Genomic DNA, 6,600 nt, shown 5'->3' with positions numbered 1-6,600 from the left:
TTGTCGACAAGCTGAAGCTGCCTGATCAGGCAGCTTTTTTATTTGCATTCGACAACATTCATCAAAATTCCAATTTTATATTAAATTTCTAAAATTACCAATGGTTATTGCATTTCTATTAAAATTCTAATATAATTTGTTAGAATATTCCCAAAATAATAAAAAATTTGAGACGTTTTTCATAAGGGGTGGTTTTTTGTGAAGCTTTATCTGTCTGTTGATATGGAGGGAATTTCCGGGCTTCCGGATGATACGTTCGTCGATTCAAGCAAGCTGAACTATGAAAGAGGCCGGAAGATCATGACGGACGAGGCCAATCATGTGATTGACGAAGCGTTCAAAAGCGGATGCAGAGAGGTGCTTGTCAATGACAGCCACTCTAAAATGAACAACCTGTTAATTGAGCGGCTTCATCCTGAAGCGCAGCTCATTTCGGGAGATGTCAAGCCGTTTTCGATGGTTCAGGGTCTTGACGATACATGCGATGGAGCCGTGTTCGTCGGCTACCATGCAAGAGCGTCGATGAGAGGCGTGATGTCACACAGCATGATTTTCGGCGTCAGACATTTTTACATAAACGATCAGGCGGTGGGCGAGCTAGGGTTTAACGCTTATGTTGCCGGTTATTACGGCGTCCCGGTTATCATGGTTGCCGGTGACAGCGAGGCGGCAGTTGAGGCGGAGGAGCTGATTCCGAACGTAACGACAGCAGCCGTCAAGGAAACGATCTCCCGTTCGGCGGTCAGATGCCTGACACCGGAGAAAGCGGGGCGGCTTTTAAGAGAACGGACGGCATATGCGATTCAAAACCGCCGTCAAGTCAAGTCGCTCACGCCTCCGGACAAGCCGGTGCTGCGGATAGAATTTGCCAATTACGGCCAAGCCGAGTGGGCGAGTCTGATGCCGGGTGCTGAAATCGAACCGCAAACGACGACTGTCCGCTATCAAGCGAAAGACATTCTAGAAGCCTATCAAGCGATGCTTGTCATGACCGAGCTTGCGATGAGAACGACATTCTCCTAGGAAGGTGGGATGAAAATGGCGGGTTACATCATGAAGCGGCTCCTGTCGATGCTGGCGACCATTTTGGTGATCACGACATTGACCTTTGTGATGATGAAAGTGATTCCGGGCTCTCCCTTCAATGAAGAAAGAAACACGAATGAAGCGGTTCAGCGCAACCTTGAGGCTTACTACCAGCTGGATGAGCCTCTCTTTGTTCAATATTTGTATTATGTAAAGTCGATCGTTACCTTTGATTTCGGACCGTCGATTAAGCAGCCTTCGCAAAGCGTAAACGATTTGCTGTCAAGAGGGTTCCCTGTTTCGTTTGAGCTGGGGATGACGGCGCTTATTGTCGCGGTCATTTCCGGGATCGCACTCGGAATCTTTGCGGCGCTGCGGCAAAACGGCATCATCGACTATATAGCGATGACCATTGCCGTTCTCGGCATTTCGGTTCCCAACTTTATTATGGCGACCTTGCTGATACAGCAATTTGCCGTCAATTGGAACATATTCCCTCCGTCGACATGGACGAGCCCGCTTCATATGGTGCTTCCGACTGCTGCTTTGGCGATGGGACCGCTGGCGATTATCGCAAGGCTGACCCGCTCCAGCATGATCGAAGTGCTGACACAGGATTATATCCGAACGGCCCGGGCTAAAGGGCTTTCCCCTTTTAAAATTGTCATGAAGCACGCCTTGAAAAACGCCCTTATGCCTGTTGTAACGATTCTCGGGACGCTTACCGCTGCGATTTTAACGGGAAGCTTCGTCATCGAAAAAATCTTTGCGATTCCCGGCATGGGAAAATATTTTGTTGAAAGCATCAACTCCCGCGATTACCCCGTGATTATGGGCACCACCGTTTTTTACAGCATCATCCTCATCATCATGTTGTTTCTTGTCGACATGGCCTACGGAATCCTGGATCCGCGTATTAAACTGCATAAGAAAGGGTGAGCTTATGAGCCTTCCAGTCCGCACAGAAAACGAAGCGTCTTCAGGCAGTGATATCCCTGTTGAATGGTTTGCCCCGCTGAAACAAAAGCAGGATGAGCGTGAATCCGTCGCAAGGCCGAGCCTGTCATACTGGCAGAACGCCTGGCGGATTTTACGGAAAAACAAGCTGGCGATGGCGGGATTGAGCGTGTTAATCTTCCTGTTCATCATGGCTGTTCTCGGACCGGTTCTTTCTCCGCACAGCGTCACCCAGCAGACGCTTTCCGAGCAAAACCTGCCTCCGTCGGCGGAGCATTGGTTCGGAACCGATGAGCTCGGACGCGATGTGTTTACAAGAACGTGGTACGGAGCGAGGATTTCACTTTTTGTCGGCGTGATGGCGGCTTTGATCGATTTTGCAATCGGCGTCATCTATGGCGGCATCTCCGGCTATAAAGGCGGCAAAACAGACCACGTCATGATGCGGGTCATCGAAGTGCTGCACGGACTGCCTTATTTATTGGTCGTCATTCTTCTCATGGTCATGATGGGTCCTGGACTCGGGACAATCATCGTGGCGCTGACCGTCACCGGCTGGGTCGGCATGGCGCGGATCGTCAGGGGTCAGGTTTTGAAGGTGAAGCATGATGAGCATGTTCTCGCATCCAAAACCTTCGGAGCGAAAACGGTAAGGATCATCAGGCGGAATCTCCTTCCGAACATGATGGGAGCGATCATCGTCCAGATGACCTTGACGGTGCCGTCGGCTATTTTTGCCGAAGCGTTTCTCAGTTTCCTCGGTTTGGGCATTCAAGCGCCGTTTGCGAGCTGGGGTGTCATGGCGAACGACGGCCTTCCGGTGATCTTATCGGGACATTGGTGGCGGCTGTTTTTTCCCGCTTTCTTTATTTCATTAACAATGTTCGCATTTAATGTCGTTGGAGACGGGCTGCAGGATGCGTTAGATCCGAAGCTGAGGAGGTAATGTATTTTGCGGAAAAAAGTATTGGAAGTCGAGAATCTGCATGTTTCATTTACGACATACGGCGGCACGGTTAAAGCTGTCCGCGGCGTGAGCTTTGAGTTATATGAGGGGGAGACGTTTGCGATTGTCGGCGAGTCGGGATGCGGAAAAAGCGTGACATCGCAAAGCATCATGCGGCTTTTGCCGAAGTTTTCGGCAACGATCACAGACGGTCTGATCCGCTTTAAGGGAAAAGACTTGCGCCATCTGTCCGAAAAAGAGATGAGAAAGATCAGAGGGGCCGAAATCTCAATGATCTTCCAGGATCCGATGACGGCCTTGAATCCGACCTTGACCGTCGGAGACCAGCTCACAGAAGCGCTGTTGGAACATCGGCCCGTATCTAAAACAGACGCTCGAAAAGCGGTCATTTCGATGCTTGAGCTCGTCGGGATTCCGAATCCGCAAGAGCGTTTGAGGCAGTATCCGCATCAATTCAGCGGCGGGATGAGGCAGCGGATCGTTATCGCCATGGCGCTCATCTGTGAACCGGAGATTCTGATTGCGGATGAACCGACGACCGCGCTTGATGTTACCATTCAGGCGCAAATTCTTGAGCTGTTTAAAGACATTCAGCGGAAAACCGGTGTATCCATCATTTTAATCACCCATGATTTAGGCGTAGTCGCACAGACGGCGGACAGAATCGCCGTGATGTACGCCGGGAAAATAGCGGAAACGGGAGCGAGGAGGGATATTTTTTACCGTCCGCAGCACCCGTATACAAAAGGCTTGCTGCATTCTGTTCCGAGGCTTGACCTCGAAGGTGCGGATCTCGTTCCGATTGACGGGACGCCGCCGGACTTGTTTTCTCCGCCTGAAGGGTGTCCGTTTACGGCGCGCTGTTCCTATGCAATGGAAGTGTGCAGCAGGGTTTATCCTGCCGTTGCAGAAGTCTCGGCGGGGCATCGTGTGTGCTGCTGGCTTCAGGATGAAAGGGCGAAACGGGCTCTACTGACGACATAATCATGAAATCGATTTTTAATGGGGGGATTTGATGAAAAGGCTAGCGAGCGTATTGGCTGCCGCATTTGCGGTCATTCTGCTGTTCGGATGTACGGCAAATGAACAGGCTGGGCAGGAAACGAAGAAGAAAGCGAAAGAAACGGCTGGAGAACAGGTCCTGAGGCTGAACAATGAAAATGAACCGACATCTTTCGATCCGCCGATCGGCTTTAATAATGTCTCATGGCAGGCGCTGAACAATCTGATGGAAGGTTTGACTAGGCTTGGCGCAGACCATGAACCGGAAGCGGCGTCCGCCGAAAAGTGGAACATTTCCGACGATGGGAAAACATATACTTTTACAATCCGTGATGATGCCAAATGGTCGAACGGAGACCCTTTAACCGCTGGGGACTTTGAATATGCGTGGAAACGTCTGCTCGATCCGAAAACGGGCTCCTCAGCCGCGTTTTTAGGCTACTTTATCGAAGGCGGCGAGGCCTTTAACAGCGGAAAAGGTGCGAAAGATGATGTCAAAGTCAAAGCGGAGGATGAAAAAACGCTTAAGGTGACGCTCGAAAGTCCGCAGCAGTCGTTTTTAAGCATTGTAGCCAATCCGGCTTTTTTCCCGGTTCCTCAGAAAATCGCCGAAAAAAATCCGAAATGGCATGAAGAAGCTGCTACATTCGTCGGCAACGGTCCGTTTAAACTGACAGAATGGAAGCATGATGAAAGCTTTACGATGGTAAAGAGCGATACGTATTGGGACCGGGATACTGTGAAGCTTGATAAAGTGACATGGGCGATGGTCGATGACAGAAATACCGACTACCAAATGTTCGAGTCGAATGAGCTTGATACGGCTTATGTCCCGGCTGAAATGAGCGAGAAGCTGATGGGTTCTGACGAGGTGAAGGTGTTCGATCAGGCAGGTCTTTACTATTACAGGTTCAATGTCAATAAAGAACCGTTCCAGAATGAAAAGATCAGAAAAGCGTTTGCGATGGCCGTCGATCAGCAGGAAATCGTCGATTATGTCACAAAAAACGGTGAAAAACCGGCCCGCGGGTTTGTGTCTCCGGGAATCAAAGGGCCGAACGGCAAGGATTTTCGCGAGGAAGGCGGCGATTTGCTCAAATATGACGCCGATGAAGCGAAGCAGCTGCTCGAAAAAGGCATGAAGGAAGAAAACTACGAAAAGCTGCCCGCCGTTACGCTGACATACAGCACAAAACCGGAGCATAAAAAAATGGCGGAAGCGATTCAGCAGAAGCTGAAAAGTACGCTCGGCGTCGATGTGAAGCTCGCCAATATGGAATGGAACACATTCCTTGAAGAACAGAAGGCGCTCAAATTTCAATTTTCCCAAAGCTCTTTTCTGGCTGATTATGCGGACCCGATCAACTTCCTGGAAAGCTTTCAAACGGGCAACGCAATGAACAGAACAGGCTGGAGCAATTCAGAGTATGACGAGCTGATCAAGGCGGCGAAAAATGAAGCTGATGAAGAAAAGCGCACAGAGCTGCTGCATCAGGCTGAAGAACTGCTGTTTGAAGGGATGCCGATCATACCGATCCACTTCTACAATCAAGTCCATTTGGAAAAGGAGAATGTGAAAGGCATCGTCCGTCATCCGGTCGGCTACATTGAACTGAAATGGGCCGAAAAAACGTCATGATCAAACTTGTCCGTCTGCCACTTTCTTTGTGCCCGCCACCGCACAGAGGCGGGCGGACTTTTCATAAAGGGGGATGTCTCAGTTGAATATTGCGCCTCAAAGATTAATGCAGGGAGATACGGTCGGTGTGATTGCGCCGGCTAGTCCGCCCGTCCCAGAAAAGCTTGACCGCGCCGTCCGGTTTTTAAAAGAGCTCGGGCTTGAAGTCAAAGTGGGACGCTCGGCCGCTGAAAGACACGGCTATTTGGCGGGGAGCGATGAAGAGCGCCTGGAGGATCTGCATGACATGTTTGAAGACCGTTCGGTCAAAGCTGTCATCTGTGCCTGCGGAGGTTATGGCACAGCGCGGATTGTCGAGAAAATTGACTACCGTCTCATCAAGAGCCGCCCGAAAATTTTTTGGGGCTATTCAGATATCACTTTTTTACATACAGCGATCAGGCAAAACACCGGACTTATTACATTTCACGGTCCGATGCTCAGTTCGGACATCGGCAAAGAAGACGTGCATCCGCTCACCCGGCGCTCCTTCCGGCAGCTGTTTCAAAAAATGACGCTCACCTATACAGAAGAGCTGTCGCCGTTGGAAACGCTCGGAAACGGTGCGGCGAAAGGGGAGCTCGTCGGCGGAAACCTTGCTCTTCTGGTGACGACGCTCGGTACGCCTTATGAAATTGATACGAAAGGAAAGCTTTTGTTTATCGAGGATGTCGATGAAGAGCCTTACCGAATCGACCGGATGCTGAATCAATTGAACATGGCCGGGAAATTATCGGACGCCGCCGGCATCCTGCTGTGCGATTTTCATAACTGCATCCCGAAAAAACGCGGTGAGTCACTCACATTAAAAGAAGTTTTCCAAGATTATATCGCCGCTGCAGGAAAACCGGCGCTGTCAGGCTTTAACATCGGCCATTGTTCACCGAATATCGCCGTTCCGGTGGGGGTGCAAGCCGTCCTTGACGCCGACAAAAAACAGCTTACTATCGATCCGGGAATTTCTTGATGG

The 6,600-nt window shown here is 50.3% G+C and carries 6 protein-coding genes; all 6 read left to right on the top strand.

Annotated features, from left to right (window positions below):
* The first annotated feature begins 198 nt into the window (after nt 1–198).
* On the top strand, nt 199–1,023 hold the full coding sequence (locus ACH97_RS14755; protein ID WP_020451078.1) for a M55 family metallopeptidase: 825 nt from the start codon (nt 199–201) through the stop codon (nt 1,021–1,023).
* Nucleotides 1,024–1,038: 15 nt separating this feature from the next.
* A complete protein-coding gene (locus ACH97_RS14750; protein WP_020451079.1) occupies nt 1,039–1,965 on the top strand; it encodes an ABC transporter permease in 927 nt (308 codons plus the stop codon).
* A 4-nt stretch (nt 1,966–1,969) separates the two neighbouring features.
* Nucleotides 1,970–2,929 carry an ABC transporter permease gene (locus tag ACH97_RS14745; protein WP_020451080.1) on the top strand — a complete coding sequence of 320 codons (960 nt, stop codon included), beginning with the start codon at nt 1,970–1,972 and terminating at the stop codon, nt 2,927–2,929.
* A gap of 6 nt (nt 2,930–2,935) precedes the next feature.
* The gene (locus ACH97_RS14740; RefSeq protein WP_020451081.1) at nt 2,936–3,934 is read left to right on the top strand and encodes an ABC transporter ATP-binding protein; all 999 of its coding nucleotides are present in this window, start codon (nt 2,936–2,938) and stop codon (nt 3,932–3,934) included.
* Between the two features lie 31 nt (nt 3,935–3,965).
* Nucleotides 3,966–5,591, top strand: coding sequence for a peptide ABC transporter substrate-binding protein (locus ACH97_RS14735; protein WP_020451082.1), 1,626 nt, complete (start codon nt 3,966–3,968; stop codon nt 5,589–5,591).
* A gap of 73 nt (nt 5,592–5,664) precedes the next feature.
* On the top strand, nt 5,665–6,597 hold the full coding sequence (locus ACH97_RS14730; RefSeq protein ID WP_228119596.1) for a S66 peptidase family protein: 933 nt from the start codon (nt 5,665–5,667) through the stop codon (nt 6,595–6,597).
* Nucleotides 6,598–6,600 lie beyond the last annotated feature (3 nt).

The sequence above is a fragment of the Bacillus paralicheniformis genome (assembly GCF_001042485.2).
Lineage (GTDB): Bacteria > Bacillota > Bacilli > Bacillales > Bacillaceae > Bacillus > Bacillus paralicheniformis.
The sequence above is the reverse complement of the archived record's forward strand: the minus strand, read 5'-3'. Positions and strand labels throughout refer to the sequence as shown.